Raw genomic sequence first — 22,016 nt, 5'->3', positions numbered from 1 at the left:
GATTACTCTCCTAACGGATTTAGCGGTTCAACGTCCGCGTATTTCCATGGGTCATCACGGAAAGCGTCATAAGATTGCTCAGAGGTAAAGAAGTAGGTCTTTCCTGAGAACGAATAGCTGTGCTCAGCCTCCATATTGCTGATCTTCTCGCCATTGACAGGATCTGTCGCTATGACTTCCACCACATCGCTGAAATATTTGAGACCGCTTTCTAAGGTCGACTTCGAAATCACGATTTCATGATTCGCAACGGTCCATTTAGGAATAGGGATTGGGTTACATCCACCAGGCTTACCAATCGAAGGAATGAAGATATGTACGCCACACGCCAAGCACACCACTTGATCGCCAACTTGCGCGTACCCTGCGTCGCCACACAGCATGCAAGCATCAAATACAACGCCAAACTTCTCTTCACCGGCAAAACGATCAATGATGAAAAAGCGCACCACTTTGCCATCGCTCGCTACCCATTCAAATCGGTGCAGTTTTCCATCGACTAATTGCTCAGAGATAGGGACATGGACAGCGTCATCGGCTGCCACTTCAATACGCTGCGCTTCTGAACGACGAATCGGTTGAGAAGCCACAAGATCCCAGAAAAGCAGCGCAATCAGAATCGTAGCGATAGTCGCAATATTAAAACGCACTTTACGTTGGGCTGAATTCAAAGCCGCTTGATGTTTGCGTCGTTCAATCGCAGATTCAGTGTGCTTCACCTGCTCTTTTAGTGGTCGAATCTGAGTAAAGAAAAAAACAGTCCCACAAACGGAAACTAATGCCAGTACGGCGTAAGACAGAATCCAAGAGAAGTTGGTGACTTTAGATACGTAAGACAGTAAGCCTTTATCGAGACCAAGAATCCCTAGCTTCATACACGCCAAGATAATCTCGCCAGAGAGTGGCAACGCTGCCAGCACTAACAAGAGTAAACAAAGTGCATTACGAGCCATCTTAGATAGGGATTTGGTCGTCAAAGAGACCGCGATCTTGATTAGTGCAATCAAGACAAACCCTAGGACCACAGAACTGATGTTTAAAATCAGCTCGGTGTTAATTACGTTGGTGGTGCTCAACATCGTGAGCTTGGCTTCTTTTGCCCAAACAAAACTGCATAGAAAAACCGTTACGCTTTGCAGGCACACCAATAAGGTCGAAGGCAATCGCCATATGGCACCAAGTAAAACCGACAGGAAGATAACGCCTAGATAAACACTGTTGATAATGAGTACATTTACCTGACTGAATGGCAGTAAATGGAACAGTGCTGAGCCAGAGAACACCGCAAGTACAAACCATCCAATCTGGTGTTTATACAAAGAGTTAGATTGCGTTGCCCACAGCACGCCAAATAGCATCGCTGGGAGCAAAAAAACGAGTAAAACGTAAGAAAGATAGAAGCTCATAATTACCACTGACCATTCATGCACAGTGCATAAGACAGATAAGTCACTCAAAAAACCAGAACAACCAGACCACAAACAGTGGTCTGGTTGCTGCACCACGGAAGGTTACTTAATGCCTACGTACTTAAATTTGTATTGAGCATCAAACGGCTTGAACCAACGACCAACGCCAGTTTCTTCATCCGTATGACGTAGCAGACCCGCTTTTGACGGTGGATCGATGTGGAATGTAAGCTCGTAGTTACCCACACCTAACATGTTGATGTTTGAGCCATAGTGCGGACCATCTGCTGCCACCATCGGCATGAATGTCCCCTCTTGTACTTTACCGGTATCAACGTTTTTCAACGTGTAGTTAATGGTTAGGTAAGGGATCCACTCACCCGCACCAAAGCCGTTTTTGTTACCAGCAAGAGCATGGATGTCTGCTTCTAGGTGCACTTCCGACTTAGAAGCTGCACGCATCATACCTTGAGGCTCCATCGTAACAGGCTTAAGGTAAACAGCAGCGATCTCCATACCATTCATTTCTAGAGGTTCACCGGCTGGGTGCTCAACGAACGGTAAATCATTTGCCATTGCCATACCTGATAGAGCTGAAGCAGCCACTGCGGTAGCGATGAGTTTTTTATTCAACATAGTAATGTCCTTTACTTGCTTGATTTTAGATAGATTTTGTTCATGTTTAACAACGAGCTTGCTGTGCAAGTTCTCGCTTACTTCTTGCTTTCATTACGATGAGCGCAAAGATTGCTGCCACGATAAGCACCAGCTGAGGCAGCAAAGTTTCCATGTATGGGTAAATGCCCAACGGTGCAAACTCTGGCGCGCCTGAAATTAATGTTGGTTGGAATAACTTGCCTTCAATCAGCTCTAGAACACCTTTGCCCGCAAAGACAAACGCCATCAGATACATGAATCCGCCAGTAAAGATGAAGAAAGGTTTGAGAGGGAGCTTGACCACGCTGTAGCGCATGACAAAGAAGATCACCGCGAGCACCAACACACCAATCGCAAAACCAGCAATTAGGGCAACCATAGTTTGAGAGTTGGTATCTGCCGCCAAAGCAAAGTAGAACAAGACCGTCTCTGCACCTTCACGGTAAACCGCTAGGAAGCTCGCCAGCCATAAGCCAAAGAGAGAGCCTGTGGTGATCGACGTGGCAAGTTTGCTTTCGAGGTAGCGCTTCCATTGAGCAGCTTCAACTTTAGAAAGCAGCCAGTAACTCATAGAGAACAGCACCACAACAGCAATCAACATGGTGATGCCTTCAAGTAACTCTCGACTTGCACCAGAGTTTTCAAATAGCCACTGGAACAGTACCGCGGTGATCGCACTGGCAATAAGACCAACAACGACCGAATTTTTAACAACATGTAGCTTGTCGGAGGCATCGTTTTTGATCAGATAAGCGGTGATAGCGGCAACGATAAGCAGCGCCTCTAATCCTTCACGGAAAATGATAGTGAAGCTAGCGATCAGCATCGCCCACCAGCTCAAGTTGCCTTCAGATAGATTGCCTGCTGCATCCATCAAGCCTACTTTTAGCTTTTGTACTTGCTGGTCAATATCAGCCTGAGCTTGGTCCGCCTTTAGCATGCTCACAATACGGGTGAAGTAGCCTTCAAGCTCTGATTTGAATGCGCTATCTCTCGAACCCACCGCATTTTCCATACCTGATGCTTCAAAATGATCGAAGTAAGCATCTTGTACCGCGAGAATTGCCGCTGTCTTGTCACCATTTTTATAGCTATCAATAGCACCATCAATTGCAGTCATAATCTCACTTACGACAGGGTTCCAATCGCGTGCAGTAACTTCTGCGTCGGCATTTTTTGCAGTATCAGGAACTTGGAAATCACGAGTTGCTGGCAGACCTGGTAATTCGTCTTTCAACCCTTGAACCAAGGTCGATAACTCATATCCAAACCGAATCAAGTTTTGTTGGTTAAAAGGTTGCTTAGTGATTTTGGCAATAGAACGAAACGCTGCGTTGTATTCTGCCGAGCGCTCAGCAGATCGATGTAACCGAATAGCAATTTCCAGCTCGGTATTTTTGTACCCTTTGAACTGCGCTTGTTGCACGAAATCGAATGCACGCTGCTGTTTTTCTGCTGCGCTTTCTGGTTGTTCACCAGATTCGCGGTATTCCGTCAAAGCCGCATTTAGCTGGGTGTCGATACTCGTGACCGCTTCACGCCAAAACGGCAAGATGTCCTCGGTATGTAGGTTAGTGTTTTCGGCTTTAAGTTGATGACCTGATGCCAAGATCTCCGGTAACCCCAGAATTTCTTTTTTCAGCCAGTTGATTTCTTTTTCGACTTCATCAACGGGTTTTCCGGCAACAATCAACTTTCGAATGTCACCAAACTTCGCCTCTAGTTGATACGAGTATTGTTGCGAGTAATTAATACGTACCGGACCTTCAAGACTTTCAAACACCTCAAAATACGCCATCTGCACGGTAGTTTTTGCTTGATCTTTATCACCCTGTTCATAGAGCTGGGCTGTTTTATCCAAGCGCTGTGCAATGTCATTCACCGCACTGTCATAGTCAATCGCAAGGGCAAATGAAGAATAGAGAGAGACAAGCAACACCAAGAGTGTTGAGAACGTCGTTTTCCTAAACGCCAACATAGTTCGTCCACAAAATATGAATTTTTCATAAACGCTATTGCAAATTATTATCATTTACAATGGGTGAAAAATGCTGGGTGAATGTCGTCATGAACGACGTTAAGGTGACTAGACGACGACGCTTTGTACGTAAAGATATGATTTTATGGCGATATTTAAATTACAGAATTTTTTGATATTCACGCGGGCAATAAATAAGGAAAAATCGACAAAACTTAAGTTTTCAATTATGACGACAGGATATCATCCCGTTGTGAACGGTATTCATCTAAATAAAAGCATCTATAAAGCGAAAGTTCACAGTCCAATAAAAGTAAAAAATGTAGAAATAACATCTGCAGATACAGAAACTTAAATTCAAAGGAAGGCTAACATTGAGTGAACTCGTGAGATGCAGGACGAAGAAGATAGGGCCGAATAATTGGCAAAAGGAAAAATACCCACGACACATGCCATGAGTATTTCATTTTCCGGTTCGATTACATCACGCACTCTTTTGCTGCTTGTGCTTTCTCAATACCTTCTTCAATCAGAGATTTGGTTTCTTCGCTGCCGATAGATGACATCACTTTGTCCATCACCTTATCCACTGTCGATTCAGAAGACGCTTCCACCAAACAAGCGTACGCATTGGCAATGTGTTCTTTCGCTTCAATAAGCGCTTCAGGGTCACTGAAATCCACATTCATTGCTTCTTCAACCGACGCCGCAAGTTCTTCTGCAGATTCCGCAGCATCACCAAACTGGTCTAGGTTAAACGCTTCTTCTACTGAATCCATCTGCTCTTGAACCGTATCAATCGCTTTGTTTGCGGCTTCTTGTGCTTGGTCAATGGCTTTGCTTGCGTCGTCACAGCCGACAAGTGCCATTGCTAAAACCATTGTTGAGATTGTCTTTTTCATATTTGTTCTTCTAACAAGTAAATCGCTAATCATCACAATACGTGATTAGCCGATAGATTTTAATTCAAGAGTTGTAAGAAGAGGAAACAGAAACGTTTGAAAGCCCCAAAAACAGAGCCGCTACGAATGAGCGGCTTTTGTATTTGCTTCAATGTTTACTCAGGCGTTTAAGTAAACATTAAACCTGTCAGGCAATTCTTCCGTGGCTGATTGCCATCATTTCATCGTAGGTACGTTGCAATGCATCAAACGTCCATTCGAAGTAGACGCGACGTTCCATCAGCGGAGCAATTTGGTCCGCATCAAATGATTCGATCGTCAGATCAGAATACTCGACTTGCAGGCTGTTGCCGTCCGTACCCCAATCTTCGTACTCACGATTACCAATGAGATCGTAAAGGTTATTACTTAAGAAGCTGTATACCACTAAGAATGATTTTACTGCGTCTTCCGAAAAGTTAAGCATGCTCGCGACTTGCGCGACGTCATACGACTTTTCTTTATCACCTTGGTCAATATCAAGCCTCACCAATTGAGTTTCCCACGCTGCCAATTCACCGTAGGAATCCAAGACGTATTGATTCAGTGCTTCGAACACATGAAAAAAGTCCTGGATCATTGAGATGTATTTATCAGACATAACGTCCCTTATTGTATTTGGTGAACGGACGATCTTCGCCGCCGTGTTATTGCTCACCCTAGCCAGTGGTTGTTAAAAGTTAGACTACAAGTTGCAACACCGCATACTGTACTTGTGATTTTGTTGTCATTTTTGAGTGATCAGTCAATTAATAGCGTTGGCTCGTCGATGCCCATGTAGTCACACAGTTCACGCTTAATTCGGTGAAAGTCTTGTACCGAGACAAAGCAATCGGCGTATTCTGTTTTACCATCAATGCCGATATAAACATGAGCAAAAGACTCGACCGTCGACGTAACTTTGATGGAATCATGGCTGAGTTCGAACGTAACAACTTGGTCCATATTCAGGTAACGACCAGATTCGATTTTTAGTGCTTTTGCCATAATGGGGTCCTAAGGTAACAGTGCAGATCTGGAAATAGGCAGCATCCCGGTGCTCAAATAGAAAGGCTTGCTAATTTGATGGTGATTCTGCCCCATAATTGAAGTGAGCCTATCACAAGCCCCTGCCTCCAAAATTAGAGTTTGACCGCACTTTCCTTTGGATTTACTTACAGATGAAACAGTTACTCAGAATCTGACCGCAAATTCACACACAAAAGAAAAACGGAGCGTATTTCACAGTTTCACGGAACAAAAAGGCCACTGTGATAGCGGCCTTGTAAGTCATTAATTGACGTGAGCTTCACGCATTTATCTGGTACATCGCGAAATAGGTATCGGCTTGAATAACGTGTTTTTTACTAAGTTGCTTCAAAGCCTCAACAGCGTTTGCGAATGGGTCATCTCCTGTCAATGCTTCAACCAAATTGGTGTAACGCTTTGAAGAAGAAAACAGCACATGCGCCAGCTCTTCAGCGCTGACTTCTAGCTCTACGGTCTCCTTGTAAACCTTCATCGCTTGGAAAGCGTCACAATCACTGAAGTTGATAGCATGGTCATAGTTGGACTCCATCAGTTCCATCTCTATGCCTAACAGCTTGAGGGGCTTTTCGAGCAACACTTCAAAATCGTACACCACAACGTGCGCTGCAGATTGGCAGACGCGTTGAAGCTCAGCCACCAAAGCCACAGACTTTGCGTAAGAAAGTGAGCCTGCAAACGTCACGACATCCACACTGTTGTCTGGTAATGGCACATGCTCACCATCGCCGACATGATACTCAATTCCTGCTGATGGTTTGGTTTGCTCAATCATTGACGTGCTTGGATCCACACCATGTAGTTGCTGACAGTATTTAGCCAATGCCAGTGTTGATACGCCTGTACCGCACCCAATATCTAACCCCAACTGGAACTGGGGGAACGTACCTAAGTTAGCTTGTAGGATGACTTGATGCAGCGGCGGACGATAAGCCGCGTAATGCTTAGAGATGGCTTGGTTGTATTCTTCGCTCACTGATGTTCTCCCAAAATCTGTCGATGCTAACTAGTCGTATAGTGTCGGATATTACTGTCACTCAAAAGCAAAAAGCCACTCATTTGAGTGGCTCTCTCTCACAACTTTAAGTGCTTTTTGGTTTGGTACAGCACTCAACCTCAAACCAGCTTATAGCTTGGGTTCGGCTTCGAATTGCTTGAGGTCATCAGTAATGTCATTCCAAGGGGCTTTGGATGCGACAAAAATATGGAAGCTTGGCTTATGGGAAGGCACATCATCAAGAGTGCCCAAGCGCACATTGACGATACCGTTGTTTTTCTTCGAGTAAAGGCTAGAGCCGCAGTGACGGCAGAATGAGAGTTCGGTATTGGCGCTCTTCTGATAGGTTTGGATGTGTTCCGCGCCCTCAATCACAATCAGTTTATCCAGTGCAACGCCACCCGCTGACGAGTAATCGGATCCGGTAAATTTGCGGCATTCAGAGCAATGACAATTGCCCATGTATTTGAATTCATCCGCGACTTCGAGTTTCACCTTGCCACACAGACATGAGCCTTTGAGTACTTCCATTGTTAAGTCCTTCTCTTTATTGGAATGTCAGTTACCGAATCACCATGCCAGTCCAACACGACGAAATAAAGACAAGTAAGTCAGGTTTGCAAAAATGGAACGAAGAAAACCACCGCACTCTTCCATAAGCGCAGTGGAAAACAACTAGGACAAGTCGTTGCTTTTTTTAGAAGCGGAACTCTGCACTTAGCGCGTAGCTGTTCTCAACAACTTTTGCTTCGTACATGGTGTACTCAAGTGCAACGCGAGCTGGGCCCAATGCCACACCTGCACCTACGCCGTAGTAGATGTCGTTTGAATCACCAAGGTTCGTTTGGAAGTGACCCATACCGACACGACCGTAAACGTCGAAAATAGTGATTGGTAGTGTTAGTTTCGCACTTGCTAGCCAAGCATCAGAGTAGATGTGCTCGAAGTCTTTGTGCGTATCGATGAAATCTGCATATCCACCTTCAATCGACAATAGGTCGTTAAACTGGTAACCGATGTAAAGGTTGTAACCGCTGTTTTGATCACTAAAGTCTGTGTTCTCGTTCTTTACTTGGTATTCAGAATATAGGTAGCTAGCACCAATGTATGGGTTAGCAGCAGCTTGTGTAGCAAAGAAGATAGCAGCGATTGGAAGAATAAATTTGTTCAGTTTCATTTCTTAATAACTCTCAATATAAAAGGTTGACTAACATTCCCTAATCCTTCAGTACTTGATGCTCATGCATCGATTTTTTATTTCCTTATTGCAAGTGACTTCAGGGAACGTTGCGCCTTTTCTCTTTTAAGAAGCTCGCCCCTCACTTGCGGTGTGGGATGCATCATCCTGTGTTTTCGCTGCGGTGACATAACGTAAAACTCAGCAGTTAATAAAACTTCATCACTAGCATATAAACAAAATATAAAACCAATAAATACATAGAGTTAAACATCAAAATAGAGGGTAAAACAAACAAATTAATTGGAACTTTTCTTCCATTCAGTGTTGATTTCCTAGGTAAAAGGGGAGGCATTAAAGGTAGAGAGCAAAAATCGGCGTTCCGATAACGGAATGTGTAGAAAATCACGTTACTCGCGCTTTAAATTGTCAGCAAAATCATCTAATTGAGACTACATTTACTCAATGAGATGAATAAAAAATAGAAGAGCGAGTGTGAATGCCTGACAAAAACATCAGTTTTATCGTAGATGAGTGGCGTTTTGTGCCCAATGAGGGGCAAATACAATTTGCTGACTCATGCATTACGATTGATAACCGTCTCTCAAAGTTGCTTGAGTTCCTATGTCTGAATCCAGGACTGACTCACACGCGCGATGAACTTATCGAGCAAGTCTGGGGCGGCAGTGTATTGACCGATCAAGTGGTCACCCAAGCGGTATTTGAACTCAGAAAAGTGCTGAAAAAACACAGCCAACAGGAATGCAGCTACATCGTCACCGTACCAAAGCGTGGGTATCGATTTGATGGCGAAGTAAAACTGGAAAAAATCGCGATACAGAAACCTGAAGATCAGGTCATTGAAGAGGAAGAGTCACAAACTGAAGCCTCGAAACCCGCAGTAGAGGCCGTTGAATCTCGCCCTAAAAAGAGCAAACAACCCATCTTAATTGGCGCACTTTCTTTGATTGTTCTTATTCAGGCGGCATTTTTACTGTTTCGCGCAGACGACCCAAAGCCGAACCCTGATTCTCACACCGGGCACTTAAGCCATTACGAATTTCGTTATGCAGTATTGAATGTCAGTGAGGATGTGAAAGCACGACCAGAACTGTACGGTATCGTCATTAAGTTCATGGAACACATAGGGTTTTACAGCAATATTCGTGTGGTCAAATCTAAAGAACACAGAAAACTCGCCGCCGTAGAGTTCAACATCTCCACCAGCAAGAGCAGCGATGGTAAAAAGCTGCGTTTGTTGTTCCAGTATCACAATCGCGTTTCAGGGCAGACTCATTTGAATCGTCGTTACTCGACCAACTTTGAACGGTTTCATCAAACTTTCCCATCCATGATAGATGACATGCTACGCGCGATGTACATTGAGGTGCCGGAAGAAGAGTTGGAACACAATGTGTCAATCTTCCCTAAAGATCCTGAAGCAGTAAAAGCTTTGATGTCTGGGACGGGCGCTTTGTACAACAACGCTGGCTATGAAAATGCGATGGCGTATTTTCGTCAAGCAAAAGCCCTCGCACCAGATAATGCCTACACCATTTCGGTAAGCTACATCGGTGAAGTGTTAAGGGTGTTTACCAAAGACGAAGCCAATAAGCAGCAAGTGATTGAAGCACTCAACAAGGAATATTCCTCTTCCTTGTCTGAAGTTTTGAAGCGAGGGAATAACCCAAGAGTGTGTGAAGCCAACGCAATCTTGGCGCTGTCGGAAGACAATCCGGATAAGGCATCACAAATACTGTTGTCGATTCCGTACAATCAGCAAACGTCCTTAACTTATCTATTACTAGCGAAAGCGGAAGAAGCTCGCGGTCACACAAGCGGGGCAAAAGAGCTGTATTTGCAAGCGACACAAAATACGTCATCGCCAATTGCACTGAAACTTGCGGGTCCATTGTTCTTTGACAGCAACTTGGACACCATGATTAAAGAATTGCAAAGCGTTAAAAGCGAAGCTAACCCATAGTGGTTAGCTTCGCATTAAAGTTTAGAAGTACTGCCCTGCCACACGTCGAGAAGAAGGTTGTCGGCTGATTAAGATATGACATAGCTCAAGCAGCAAACCAAACGCGAGCGCACTGTAAACGTAGTGCTTATCGATATTTAGCCCCAACCCTTCAACAATCAGCAGCGCACCTAATACAATGAGGAATAGCAGCGCGAGCACTTTCAATCCAGGATGGCGAGTAATCACAGCCTGTACTTTATTCGCCATCAACATCAGAATCACGCTTGAAGAGATAATCACACCAGCAAGAATGGTGATGTCCTGCGTTAGGCTCGCCGCGATAATCAACGAATCGAGAGAAAACACCGCGTCCACCGCAATAATCTGCAATATTACCGTGCCAACTTGCCCAGCAAAGAATTGATGTGGTGGCGTTTCAATAGGCATGACCCACGCCCAAAGCTCTTTGATGCCTTTAAACAACAAGAATGCGCCACCGACAATAAAGATAAGATCATTACAAGAGAGCGATACCCCTTGGTATTCGACAAACGGTTCTTTCCAAGACAGTAACCAAGCTACCGAAAATACCAGCGCAATGCGGTTTAACACCGCTAACCCGATACCGAGATTACGTGCGCGTTGGCGCAAATGAGCAGGAAGACGCTCAGTCATGATGGTAATAAAGACGATGTTATCGACACCCAGAATGAGTTCTAACATGAGTAACGTGCCGAAGGCGATAAAGTAGTCGAGATTCATTATTTAAGTTCTCTGTGCAAAGTACGAAAGAATAGTTATTCAATATCCACTCTCTCCTAAGCAGGCACTACCTTGCGCTCAAATCCCCTCTCTAACATGGGGAAGTCTGTATTCCGTTCTTAGGTGCTTTGGGTGAGTTGTTCCCTAATGACGCGATTATGAGTAGCGTCTTTTCATTGCTTTGTAGAACACGTAAAGCAATTTGATCGCGATAAGTGTCATCACTTTCTCCAAGGTTGTGGTTAATCAGAGGAAGGCTATTGTATTCACCCGTTTCATAACCACATCACAAAGCACTTAGAAAAAGATAAAGAAAATATAAAACAAATAAACACCTTAATTTCAGAGCCTTAAATAGAATAAAAATCAGAAAAGGTGAAAAATTCGTACCAAAAGAAACGGTTTCTTTGGCTTATAAAATGGCATGAGGGAGATATGATTTTTTGCTGAGAGAGACTTGACGCTTTTTCGGATGGTTGACCGTACACTCGCCCTATAAAGAGGAGAACGTGATGCTGTCATCAATTGAACAATTTCTACAAATCCTGAGTGACTACGACATACTGCTCGGTCTGATTTTCATTTTGGCTTATCAAATCTTCAGTAAGATCGCGACGAAAGCACTCACTACGTTAGCGCGGAATAAAAAAGTCAAACCACCAAGAATATTATTCATTACCAGAACGGTGAACATTTTGTTGTTCGTCTTCTTATTTGCCACTTTTTTGCTCGTGAGTGGCATTGGCTACGGGAATTTTTCTATCTTCCTTTCTTCTGTGTTTACCGTGCTAGGCGTGAGCTTTATTGCTCAGTGGTCAATTCTGAGCAACATCACTGCCAGCTTTCTTATCTTCTTCGTTTTCCCTTACCGTGTAGGCGATAACATTCGTATTGATGATGGTGCAGGAATTGAAGGGATGATCACAGACATTCGTTTGTTTCACACCTTGATAAAGCATGAAGACGGCGACTTTTCGACTTACCCAAACAACCTCTTGCTACAAAAGAACGTCACCAAGAGAACTTATAAGAATGCCGTCGAACCGACTCTACAAAAGGTCACCGACGTAGATATCGATGTTAGTGCCGGTGTTGATGACCTTCAGATACAAGAAAGCCGAGCATAGTGCTCGGCTTTCTCATTTTTGTTCGGTCAATTTAGAACACGCAGTGCTTAGCAAAGTCTGTTGCTTCGTTTGCCGTCCATTCACCTTTCGGCTTCTCTTTTAAGTCTTTACACCACTGCTCGCTACCGATGCCATCTTGCAGAACACAGTGCTTCGCGAAATCAACCGCGTTGTCTGTTGTCCATTCTGTCTTTGGCTTTTCACGCATGTCTTTACACCAAGCTTCTGTACCCACTTCGTCAGAACATGCTGTTAGCGCTGTTGCTGCTAACAGTAGCATTACCAGTTTTTTCATAAATTTAGGTTCCACTTTCAATTGATGAATGAACTATACCCAAAATATCACTGTTCGTGTTAAGCCTGCGACAATTTATCGACTCTCTCTCCGTAAAAGAGACGAATTTCTGCCAACTCAACCTAACTGCATCGAAATCGTTACTCGGCGTTTAACCAAATACGCTCGAACATGATCATAGATGTAATTGAAGGCAAACGCATACAAGGTGATGAAGATCGTCACGCCCACGTCCATGACAAACGCGTCCCACATGCTGACTTCTAGCATCCACGCCATCGCCGGAATGGTGGCAAATAACAAACCCGCTTCAAACAACACCACGTGTACGATTCGAAGTCGGATCGTGCGTTTCTCTTTTGCCCCTGTCGCAAAGCGATCAAATATCCAGTTGAAGATGAAATTCCAAATCATCGCAATGGTTGCGACGACTATCATGGTTCCTGATAATGCACTGACTTCATGATCCGTAAACAGTGCCAAACCAATAATGGATAAACTGATTGCCAATACTTCAAATAATACGGCGTGAAACACACGCTCTAACGCTCCCATAAAAACCTCACAACTTTACATGGAACAAGTTAAGTGGCGGGGATTATGACAGCTAGATAACGAAGAGAAAGTTAACAACCATCACGAATAGTGATAGCTTACAACGATACTTTCCGGATGAGTGTCATCCAAATCCTCTTTAGGTATTGAAATGTACAGCTTTGAACAACTCAAAATCTTTGTCACCGTGTGCGAAACAGGATCCTTCTCCGCAGCCGCAAGAAAGCTAAAGCGCGCGCAATCAGGTGTAAGCCAATCTGTCGCTAACCTTGAGATCGCAGTTAACCAAGAGCTGTTCAATCGAGAGAAAAACACACCGGCACTCACAGATAGCGGTAAAGCCTTATTGCCCATCGCTCAGTCCATTCTGCATCAACAAAAATTCTTCGACCAAAAAGTCGAGTCCTTAGAGCAAGCCTACGAACACGAGCTAGTGATTGCGGTGGATGAATCTCTCATCAACCAATCGCTACTGGCGCAATTTGCCAGCTTGGCAGACCAATTCCCTATTACGCAGTTCGATATCATTACCGCACCGACATTTGATGTAGAAGAGTTGATTCGAAAAGGAAAAGCGCAAGTCGGTATCGTGTTGGCTGATGGTGAGCTAAAAATGGACATGGATTTCTTTACCCTCGGGCACACTCGTTTTCTCACCGTGGCTTCGCCTTCTCACCCATTGGCACAGCTATCGGTGGTTCATGATGCGGAGCTCAAAGCCCATCGCCAACTGGTACTGCGCAGCGCACAAAGGAAAGAGCTGTGGTTCAGTTACGCCATCAGCACTCAGTTATGGTTTGCTAATTCGCATCAGACGCTGACCGACTTAGCGTGTCAAAACGTTGGTTGGGGATTATTGCCAGGAAGAGTGGTCAGTAATGAGATTGAGAGCGGTAAGCTAGTTGCCCTACCCGTTGCGCACGAATTTGATGGCTGGCTCACGACAGTTGGATGTTTAGTTTCTCGAACCCGAGGTATGGGCCCGGTTTTGCAAGCACTAGTAAAAACCTTGCAGAGCTATCGCTATCAGGACGAATAATCCAAAACTGTTTTGTAGGTTCAAGTTTTAGAAACGCTCCGAGACCTAGACAGGGTTCAAGCCTAATTGAAGCTAAAGACGACGAGCTTGGGTCAATGCTTGGAGATTCGCAGAACCTGTACCAAAGCACGCTAAACGTAACTCTAATGCCATTTGTTCAAAGTGGTCGACGACAGATTGCGTGCTGATTGTCGCAGCTTTTAATACCGCACCTGCTTGCCCAACAAGGTTAGCACCTAGGTGAATCGCTTTTGCCGCTTCCAAGCCGTTATGCACGCCACCAGAGGCAATTAAAGGTAAGTTAGGGTATTGAGCATGGATTTGCTCTAAACACTTAACCGTTGGAATGCCCCAGTCACGAAATAGCTCCGCAGCGCGCTGCATCTTGTTGTCTGTTTGGCAGTAACCTTCAACCGCAGACCAACTCGTGCCACCAGCGCCCGCAACATCAATCGCATCCACACCCGCGTCCACAAGCTGCTTGGCTACTGCACCACTGATGCCAAAGCCGACCTCTTTGATGATCATCGGGACATCAACGCGCTGTTTTAGCTGCTCAATCGATTTAAGTACACCAATCCAATCATGGTCACCATTCTGCTGAAAGGCTTCTTGCATAGGGTTGAGATGCACAAATAAAGCGTCCGCTTGGATAAAGTCGACTGCACGTTGAGCGTTATCGAGACGTTGTTTATCTCTCAGTTGAGCGGCACCCAAGTTGGAATACAAAGGCACGCCTTTAGCGAGATCACGAATGGTTTTGCCTAAACCTGAGTGTAGGCTGTCTTCTAGGCTCACTCGCTGCGAACCAACCCCCATCGCAATGCCCATTTCACTGGCAGCTTCTGCCAGACGACAGTTGATGATCTCTGCATCTTTTGCGCCACCCGTCATGGAACTGATCAAGAACGGCAGCGTCAATGAATGGCCAAGAAACTCGCTCGAAAGATCGATGGCGTTAAAGTCACATTCAGGCAATGCGCAATGCTCGAATTCGATAGACTCAAAGCCCGCCGTTTTGCTTTTCATGTTCATGTCATGATGTAAAACAGCGTCAAGATGTAAGTCTTTGCGATTAGATTGCGGAGCCATAATGTCACCCTAAAGTAAAACAGTCGCGCAGTATTGCGATCCTTGCCATTGTCGTCAATGCGAAAATTCGGAAATTGAACAATTTATTTACCGAATCGAGCCTTGTGCGCTCTCGCTTTATGACTAAGAAAGCATATCGAGGCGCTGCGTTTAAAACACTGCGCCTCACTGCTCTATTAAGCTTGGGTAACGATTAACAATGTTGCCACTCCGATGTGCCAAGAGTGGCAGTTCTCTATGTCATTTAGGCTATTTAGCCTCGACGGATTGAATAAGCGCCACCACCGTGCTGGTTGTAGGTGGTATGAACTGGTCTGGATCATCACAGAATTGAATTTTACCTTTCTCTTCAACATGGAAAAGCGGAATCACCAAATTGTCTTTGTGGTACCCAAGGTAATCTTGGTAAGTGAAACTCTCACTCAGCTTAGTGTGTTTGATTTCAGCTCCTTGGCTCAGCAAACTCGCCATTTGGGAGTAACTGACGTTGCCGCCCATCAATAATTTGCCGTGATACTCTTCCGCAACTGAGTGTTTTTCATTGCCGTTAGATTTGGTTTTCTGCAGACAATGTACTTTATCTTCGCCAAACTCGCCGACAAATTGCATACACGCCATGATATTGAAGTGTTGGTCTGGCGTTAGCGCCACCACTTGACCAATGCCAATTAGATTCAGGTTGTCATCAGCATGGCTAGAGATCGGGTTACCGTAGTAATGGTCTAAGCCCAACATGCGAACTTGGCTAATGTAATCCCAGTTTGAATCGGTGAGCAGAACTTTGCGATCGTATCTCGCCAGCGCTTTACCTATCTCTTGAGCCACTCGGTTTGCACCAATCAATAGGAAACCTCTTGGCGCAGGCTCAGCCACATCCAACGCTTTAGCCATAGGACGCGCCGTCGCACTTTGTAGTACCACCGTGCCAATGATCACCATGAAGGTCATTGGCACCAACAGCATGGCTTCTGAAATACCATATTCCGTCAGCTTGATAGCAAACAGGGATGAGATGGACGCCGCCACGATACCGCGCGGAGCAACCCACGAGAGGAACAGCTTATCTTTGAAGGTTAAGTTACTGCGAATAGTTGAAGCGAAAATCGAAAGTGGACGCGATACCAACTGCATGAAAACAAACAGCAATACCGCACCGCTACCAAGCGCCGCGAAATCATCAAGACTGATGCGTGCCGCTAGGAAGATGAACAACCCGGTGATCAACAAGATGGTTAAGTGCTCTTTAAAGTGCAGGATTTGCTGAATATTGATGCCCTTGGCGTTCGCCAGCCACATGCCCATCACAGTAACGGTCAGTAGACCTGCTTCCGATTCCATTTGGTTAGAAATCGAGAACACACCGAGCACGACCATCAATACCGCAAAGGGCTGAAGGTATTCTGGCAGCCAAGCTCTACGCAAAACGGTAGACACCGCAGCACCAGAAGCAACACCGAGGACCAAGCCCACCGCAATGATGGTACCGAACACTTCGACGCTGTTAACGGCATTGTGCGAGACAATGAACTCGTACACCATCACCACAAACAACGCGCCCAATGGGTCGATCAAGATACCTTCCCAGCGCAGGATATTGGCTAATTTGGAGCTTGGGCGCACGGTTCTCAGCAATGGCACGATCACCGTTGGACCTGTCACGACGGTTAAACTGGCGAATAAAATCGCAAGCTCCCAAGTAAAATCAAGGAAATAGTGCGTCGCCACACTGGTGGCCACCCAAGAGATGATCGCGCCAACAGAGACAATGCTCCACACCGAGCCGCTCACCCCACGAATCTCTTTAAAGTTAAGGGTTAAACTGCCCTCAAACAGAATCACCGCCACCGCGAGAGAGACTAAGGGGAAGAGTAAATCCCCGAGAATTTCATCGGGTTTGAGCCACTGTAAGAATGGCCCAACGATCAAACCTGCCAACAATAAGAATAAGATGGCCGGCAAACGCATCCGCCACGCTAACCATTGGCACCCTAAGCCAATAACCCCAACCGCTGACAGCACCAGCGCTTCGTTGCCCACTTGCATCAATTATCACCTAATATTTATGGTCATTTTGTTGAGCTCACGCTCTACACAATTTAAGACTTTGAAATCTATTATGAATATAGTGTAGAGCAGACAAGCTGCCAGTGTTCGTCCAAATATGCGACTCCATCTCAAATTTATTCGACGTTGTATGTAAAATTCTAGTTCTATATTCACTAACACATAAAAATACAATGGAATGTATGAGCCTAGAAGGCCACTAAAATCAATAAATTTGAAGGAAAACGTCGTTATAAGCAGAGCATTAAAAAATCAAAAGAATTTTATTTTTTACTTAAGTTACTCTTCAGGTTAGAACCATAATAAATCTGTTCGTTATATTATCCCTAACTAATTGCTTTTCAAAAACAATTCTCTTGTAGTTAACAGATGGAAAGGTAACTAAAAAATCTAAAAATAAACTGTCGGAGCTTTCAAAAGATGCAAAAAAGAAGAAATCCAATCCAAAATGTGACTAAAAGCGCGGGGTTAGCGCTGAGCCTCATAATTTCTCAAGCAGCTACTGCACAACCAGCTGTTATGGAGCAGAGTCATTGCGTTAACTCTGGGCAAGAACCCAAACCACTTTCTCACCATCTCACACCCTTTAAACAAAAACTGGCTTCAAAAACTGGTGTTTATGTTCTAGAACAAGGTGCAGAAGCAATGATGTCACGAGCGTGGTTGACTGAGCGAGCAGAAAAAACTATTGATATTCAATACTTCATATTCTCCGTTGACAATGTTGGGTTGATCGCTACTGACTATTTGGTAAAAGCCGCTGAACGTGGGGTAAAAGTACGTGTTCTTGTCGACGATATTATGCTTGAAGCTGATGGTGAGGAACTCATATTTCTTGCTGCGCATGAAAATATTGAAATTAAAATTTATAACCCAAACGCCAATTTAGGTAAGAACATTGTGCAAAAGCTCGGAAACCTTGCTTTTGACTTTCATGGCTTCAATCAGAGAATGCACAATAAAGTTTTTATTGTTGATAACCAACTTGCCATCACGGGCGGTCGAAATATTGCTGATGAATACTTTGGATTTGATCACGAATTCAACTTTCGCGATCGTGACGTTTTTCTTGCAGGACAAATAGTAAATACTATTAAAAAGTCTTTTGACGACTTTTGGGATTATGAGCTTAGTGTGCCCGTGGAAGATATTGTTGGCCAAAAGAGTGGCCAAGAAAAGCCTGATTACCAACCAATACATATCTACGCTTGTGATAGTGCAAACTTCCACCCAGAGATTCAAAGGGAAATAGCCAATGTTCCCAAAACATTTGAACGGCTATACCAAGAAGGAAGGTTTTTATGGCTAGATGACGTCGAGTACCTATCCGATGAGCCAGGAAAAAATGACAGAAGTACCTTTTTAGGTGGAGGTAGCCCAACTCAAAAAAGGCTCGCCGAGCTAGCAAAGACTGCAAAAGAGACACTCTATATTCAATCACCATATTTAGTTACTACAGAACAAGACAGAGCATTACTTAAACATTTGGTCGATAAGGGTGTGGACATCAAAATTCTTACCAATAGCCTTGCCTCAAATGACAATCTGGAGGCATTTAGTGGCTATCAAAGAGATCGTGAGGCTCTACTGGAAACAGGTGTTGGTCTGTATGAATTTAGACCCGACGCTAAAATTCGCCAGAAAGTAATGACTGAACATATGTATAAAAAGTTGAAACATACGCCTATTTTCACACTCCATGCTAAAAGCATGACGATTGACGGCAAGACAGCAGTTATAGGTACCTATAACTTTGACCCAAGAAGTGCAAACTTAAATACAGAGAGCATTACCGTCATTCCTTCAACAACAATTACTCAGTTAATGAATAATTCCTTTTCTGAGGAAATTAAGCCCGAGAATGCTTGGAGAATTACCCAAGACTTTAATCCTGATGATAAAGAACCAATGATAAAAAGACTCAGAGTACTACTCAGGACAGTTGTTCCAAAAGATATATTGTAGATGAATCGACATCTTAAAAGTCTTTCTCAAAAAGGCTTTTAACTCTTTAAAAAGATGAGTTTAGGGTGAACGCTTTACCAGTGTTCGTCCAAATATGCGACTCCATCTCAAAACTATCGTTCTCGGTTGTATATCGCGTTAGCTTGTCACACAGTGAACTAAGCTTAGCTAAGTTGCTCAAAGTTAAGGATTCTCAAACAACGGATAGGGAGTGCAGCAGTTGTTTATCTCATTAGCGGTTATCTTGGCGATTTTCGCCATGCTCATCACGTTGAAAGCAGTCGGTCGAATATCGAGGCTCGAAGACGAAGTGTCTCAGCTTCATAAAGAACTAGCAGAGCTGCGCGCGCGTTGGTTTGAGAGAGACACACCACCGACTTCAGAACCCGAGCAACACGCTTCTCAACCACAACAAGCGCCGCCGGAACAGCCCGCACAACCTAGTGATCCGACGATCAAATCAGATTCAAAGCCAACAATGGTTTCAGAGCCTACCTCTGCGCCTCTAGCTGCCAAAGAAGTATCACCACCAATCGTCGAGCCGAGCCTCCCTTCACTCGATGAAGTACACATAGGTGGTCTGGCGCAAAGCAGTGAATCCGTATTTGAGAAACAAGCCAATAAGCTGCTGACCAACATCCAAGAAAACTGGTTGGTTTGGGTTGGCGCACTCGCCATGTTGATTGGTGGTGGTTATCTTGTACAAGTGATTGGCAGCCACATTGAGTTTTCACCAATCATGCGCGTGACCATCGCATTCTCCATCTCTCTTGCTACCGTGATAGCAGGTGAATGGTTCCATCGCCGCGAGCAGAAATCCCCAGACCGAGCAGGACGAGCGAAAGGCTTTACATACGTCCCTGCCGCCATCACCGGAACAGGGTTAACTGGCATCTACTGCACGGTGATCTTTGCGTTTGTCTTCTATCAACTCTTATCGCCAAGTGCATCACTGGTAATTTTGGCAGGCGCGGCATTTTCAAGCTTAGCGCTTTCTCTACGCCAAGGCCCTTTGATGGCCGTACTCGGCTTAATCGGTGGTTATTCAGCACCACTTTGGATTGGCGGTGCAGAGCCCAACTATTACTTACTCGCTGGCTACATCACTGCAATTTCAGTTGCCGCGACGCTACTGATGCAAAAGATCCGACACGCTTGGATTTCACCATCAATTACCGTGCCGCATGTTTTGTGGATGTTGTTGCTGATTGAGAGCATGCCGATAGAGCAACTTTTCTCATGGTTTGCGATCTTCCTTTCTCTGAGTTTGTACCTGCTGTTTGCGGTGCCAAGAATGGGTTGGATACTCAAACCGCGTTATCGTCATTGCCAAGGCAGATGGACACATCCACCGACAGGTATTGCTCTCGCGATGACATTATTGGTGCTGTCGGCATTAGCTCGCATGTCTAGCATTGATACCGCTGAGATGATTTACTTCTATGCCTTCTTTACTGTCATGATTTGGCTACCCGCCCTTCGTAAAACTTGGTCGTTAAGAGTCTATTTACCATCGATATTGGTGCCTTCTACCGCGATCATGCTGCTTTCTATTGCGCTTGAATCTATCTACATGACTGAAGGACAAACGCCAGTACTGCTCGCGCTCGGCATTAGTATCGTGTTGATTGCACTGAGAACATTATTACAGACACTCGCAGGTGACCGCTCTCAACTGACAGGTATCCTCTTCCTTGTGCTTGCCCCTGCAATAACTTTGATTACCCTGCTCTACACCTACGAGTTCATGAGCGGTCATGTTCTAGGTTGGACGTTCTTCACCGCTGCAATTGCGGTTTACTACGCCTTACTTGGACAAAGGTTCAAAGCGCTGGCACTGGAATGCTCCGCCATCATGCATGCCATCATTGCCGGAACGGCTTTCGTTTGGCTGAATGACACATGGCTCACGACCGCTATTTCGATTCAAGTGGCGGTTATGGCGTTGCAGACTCAAGCCAATCTATTCCGCCCAGCGAGTTGGGCAGTCAAAGTCGCCATGGGCATCTTAGTCGTACGTCTAACGCTGTTACCGTTTATTCCAGAGTGGCAGCCTGTTAATGCTGGACACTGGGCTTGGGTGCTGATCAGTTACCTGCCTTCTTTGGCGATTCTTGCTTACGCTCGCACTGTGTTACATCGCTCAGATACAGAACTCGCCAATTGGTTTGAAGGGGCGTTCTTACACGTTTTCTTGATGGCGGTGTTCACCCAAACCAACTACTGGCTGACGGGACAATACGGCTACCTTGGCTACATCGATTTCACTTCGGTGATTGTGTTTGCTAACCAAGCATTAGTGATGGGGTTGGTTTACAGCTATCGCAGCCAGTTGGCACAGCAACTAGAGCGCGTTTATCAAGCTTACAGCTACCTACTTTGGGGCGCTTTTGTTGTGCTGATGATGTTGCTCAATAGCCTCGAATCGCCGTTGATGGTCAATAATGTTTCGGCTGAATCCATGCCTGTGTTCAATATGCTGTCTCTTGGCTGGTTGTTGCCTGCGATTGTGTTGCTAGTAACTACTTACAAGCGTTGGAACACGTTGCAGATCCCACGCTCTGTGGTCGCCAGCTTTGGTCTTATCTTGGCAGCCATTTGGCTAGGTATGTCGATTCGCCAGTTCTGGCAACCTATCTCGATGACGCTAGCGCAACCGACTGGCATGGCAGAGCTGTTTACTTACTCGATTGCTGGTTTGATTGTCGGCGGCTTGCTGACTTGGGTTGGCGCCACACGCAAAGCAATGACGATTCAACGCATTGGCTTAGCCGTACTGGCGTGCGTCGCGCTTAAGGTGTTCCTGTGGGATGTCCGCTCATTGGATGGCTTCTGGCGTGCGATCAGCTTCTTGGGCCTAGGTGCATCACTGATTGGATTAGGATGGTTATTCCAAAAACTCCATCGCTCGGTCGCAGAACCTGTCGAGCACGTGGAATAAGGTTTTAGATAAGAAAGGTGATTCC

At 45.0% G+C, this 22,016-nt stretch carries 19 protein-coding genes; 5 read left to right on the top strand and 14 right to left on the bottom strand.

Annotated features, from left to right (window positions below; genetic code table 11):
• Positions 1-2: 2 nt before the first annotated feature.
• From ATB76_RS00745 to ATB76_RS00700, 9 genes are all read right to left on the bottom strand, one after another.
• On the bottom strand, positions 3-1,406 hold the full coding sequence (locus ATB76_RS00745) for a Fe-S-containing protein (protein ID WP_061034744.1): 1,404 nt from the start codon (positions 1,404-1,406) through the stop codon (positions 3-5).
• Between the two features lie 105 nt (positions 1,407-1,511).
• Positions 1,512-2,045, bottom strand: coding sequence for an iron transporter (locus ATB76_RS00740; RefSeq protein WP_017188589.1), 534 nt, complete (start codon positions 2,043-2,045; stop codon positions 1,512-1,514).
• Between the two features lie 46 nt (positions 2,046-2,091).
• Positions 2,092-4,044 carry an FTR1 family protein gene (locus tag ATB76_RS00735; protein ID WP_061034401.1) on the bottom strand — a complete coding sequence of 651 codons (1,953 nt, stop codon included), beginning with the start codon at positions 4,042-4,044 and terminating at the stop codon, positions 2,092-2,094.
• A gap of 479 nt (positions 4,045-4,523) precedes the next feature.
• A complete protein-coding gene (locus ATB76_RS00725) occupies positions 4,524-4,946 on the bottom strand; it encodes a hypothetical protein (RefSeq protein ID WP_009705015.1) in 423 nt (140 codons plus the stop codon).
• A 187-nt stretch (positions 4,947-5,133) separates the two neighbouring features.
• Positions 5,134-5,586 carry a hypothetical protein gene (locus ATB76_RS00720; protein ID WP_009705016.1) on the bottom strand — a complete coding sequence of 151 codons (453 nt, stop codon included), beginning with the start codon at positions 5,584-5,586 and terminating at the stop codon, positions 5,134-5,136.
• Between the two features lie 140 nt (positions 5,587-5,726).
• The gene (locus ATB76_RS00715; RefSeq protein ID WP_038876461.1) at positions 5,727-5,972 is read right to left on the bottom strand and encodes a hypothetical protein; all 246 of its coding nucleotides are present in this window, start codon (positions 5,970-5,972) and stop codon (positions 5,727-5,729) included.
• Between the two features lie 301 nt (positions 5,973-6,273).
• Positions 6,274-6,987 carry a class I SAM-dependent methyltransferase gene (locus ATB76_RS00710; protein WP_061034400.1) on the bottom strand — a complete coding sequence of 238 codons (714 nt, stop codon included), beginning with the start codon at positions 6,985-6,987 and terminating at the stop codon, positions 6,274-6,276.
• A gap of 150 nt (positions 6,988-7,137) precedes the next feature.
• Positions 7,138-7,539, bottom strand: coding sequence for a GFA family protein (locus ATB76_RS00705; RefSeq protein WP_061034399.1), 402 nt, complete (start codon positions 7,537-7,539; stop codon positions 7,138-7,140).
• A 166-nt stretch (positions 7,540-7,705) separates the two neighbouring features.
• Complete coding sequence (locus tag ATB76_RS00700) at positions 7,706-8,185, bottom strand: porin (RefSeq protein ID WP_061034398.1); 480 nt, start codon at positions 8,183-8,185, stop codon at positions 7,706-7,708.
• Between the two features lie 499 nt (positions 8,186-8,684).
• Here ATB76_RS00700 and ATB76_RS00695 point away from each other — a divergent pair, with 499 nt between their 5' ends.
• Positions 8,685-10,169 (top strand): winged helix-turn-helix domain-containing protein, encoded by a 1,485-nt coding sequence (locus tag ATB76_RS00695; RefSeq protein ID WP_061034397.1) that lies wholly within the window; start codon positions 8,685-8,687, stop codon positions 10,167-10,169.
• Positions 10,170-10,190: 21 nt separating this feature from the next.
• On the opposite strand, the gene ATB76_RS00690 is transcribed toward ATB76_RS00695, so the two are convergent.
• On the bottom strand, positions 10,191-10,913 hold the full coding sequence (locus ATB76_RS00690; RefSeq protein WP_061034396.1) for a TerC family protein: 723 nt from the start codon (positions 10,911-10,913) through the stop codon (positions 10,191-10,193).
• A 512-nt stretch (positions 10,914-11,425) separates the two neighbouring features.
• On the opposite strand from ATB76_RS00690, the gene ATB76_RS00685 reads away from it, so the two are divergent.
• Positions 11,426-12,040, top strand: a complete 615-nt coding sequence (locus ATB76_RS00685) for a mechanosensitive ion channel family protein (RefSeq protein ID WP_061034395.1) — start codon at positions 11,426-11,428, stop codon at positions 12,038-12,040.
• A gap of 31 nt (positions 12,041-12,071) precedes the next feature.
• On the opposite strand, the gene ATB76_RS00680 is transcribed toward ATB76_RS00685, so the two are convergent.
• Both ATB76_RS00680 and ATB76_RS00675 read right to left on the bottom strand, forming a co-directional pair.
• Positions 12,072-12,335 carry a DUF3012 domain-containing protein gene (locus ATB76_RS00680; protein ID WP_061034394.1) on the bottom strand — a complete coding sequence of 88 codons (264 nt, stop codon included), beginning with the start codon at positions 12,333-12,335 and terminating at the stop codon, positions 12,072-12,074.
• A gap of 117 nt (positions 12,336-12,452) precedes the next feature.
• Positions 12,453-12,890 carry a PACE efflux transporter gene (locus ATB76_RS00675; RefSeq protein ID WP_061034393.1) on the bottom strand — a complete coding sequence of 146 codons (438 nt, stop codon included), beginning with the start codon at positions 12,888-12,890 and terminating at the stop codon, positions 12,453-12,455.
• A 151-nt stretch (positions 12,891-13,041) separates the two neighbouring features.
• Between ATB76_RS00675 and ATB76_RS00670 the strand changes: the two genes are divergently transcribed.
• Positions 13,042-13,929, top strand: coding sequence for a LysR family transcriptional regulator (locus tag ATB76_RS00670; RefSeq protein WP_061034392.1), 888 nt, complete (start codon positions 13,042-13,044; stop codon positions 13,927-13,929).
• A gap of 72 nt (positions 13,930-14,001) precedes the next feature.
• Here ATB76_RS00670 and fni read toward each other — a convergent pair whose 3' ends face one another.
• On the bottom strand, positions 14,002-15,021 hold the full coding sequence (fni, locus tag ATB76_RS00665) for a type 2 isopentenyl-diphosphate Delta-isomerase (protein ID WP_061034391.1): 1,020 nt from the start codon (positions 15,019-15,021) through the stop codon (positions 14,002-14,004).
• A 249-nt stretch (positions 15,022-15,270) separates the two neighbouring features.
• On the bottom strand, positions 15,271-17,064 hold the full coding sequence (locus ATB76_RS00660) for a sodium:proton antiporter (protein ID WP_061034390.1): 1,794 nt from the start codon (positions 17,062-17,064) through the stop codon (positions 15,271-15,273).
• Positions 17,065-17,505: 441 nt separating this feature from the next.
• On the opposite strand from ATB76_RS00660, the gene ATB76_RS00655 reads away from it, so the two are divergent.
• Together ATB76_RS00655 and ATB76_RS00650 are read left to right on the top strand one after the other, a co-directional pair.
• Complete coding sequence (locus tag ATB76_RS00655) at positions 17,506-19,050, top strand: phospholipase D family protein (RefSeq protein ID WP_061034389.1); 1,545 nt, start codon at positions 17,506-17,508, stop codon at positions 19,048-19,050.
• Between the two features lie 211 nt (positions 19,051-19,261).
• Positions 19,262-21,991: a DUF2339 domain-containing protein gene (locus ATB76_RS00650; protein WP_061034388.1), complete on the top strand. Its 2,730-nt coding sequence runs from the start codon at positions 19,262-19,264 to the stop codon at positions 21,989-21,991.
• Positions 21,992-22,016: the final 25 nt, after the last annotated feature.

Origin of the sequence: Vibrio sp. MOR3, from assembly GCF_001557775.1 — a bacterium.
Taxonomy (GTDB): Bacteria; Pseudomonadota; Gammaproteobacteria; order Enterobacterales; family Vibrionaceae; genus Vibrio; species Vibrio jasicida.
The sequence above is the reverse complement of the archived record's forward strand: the minus strand, read 5'-3'. Positions and strand labels throughout refer to the sequence as shown.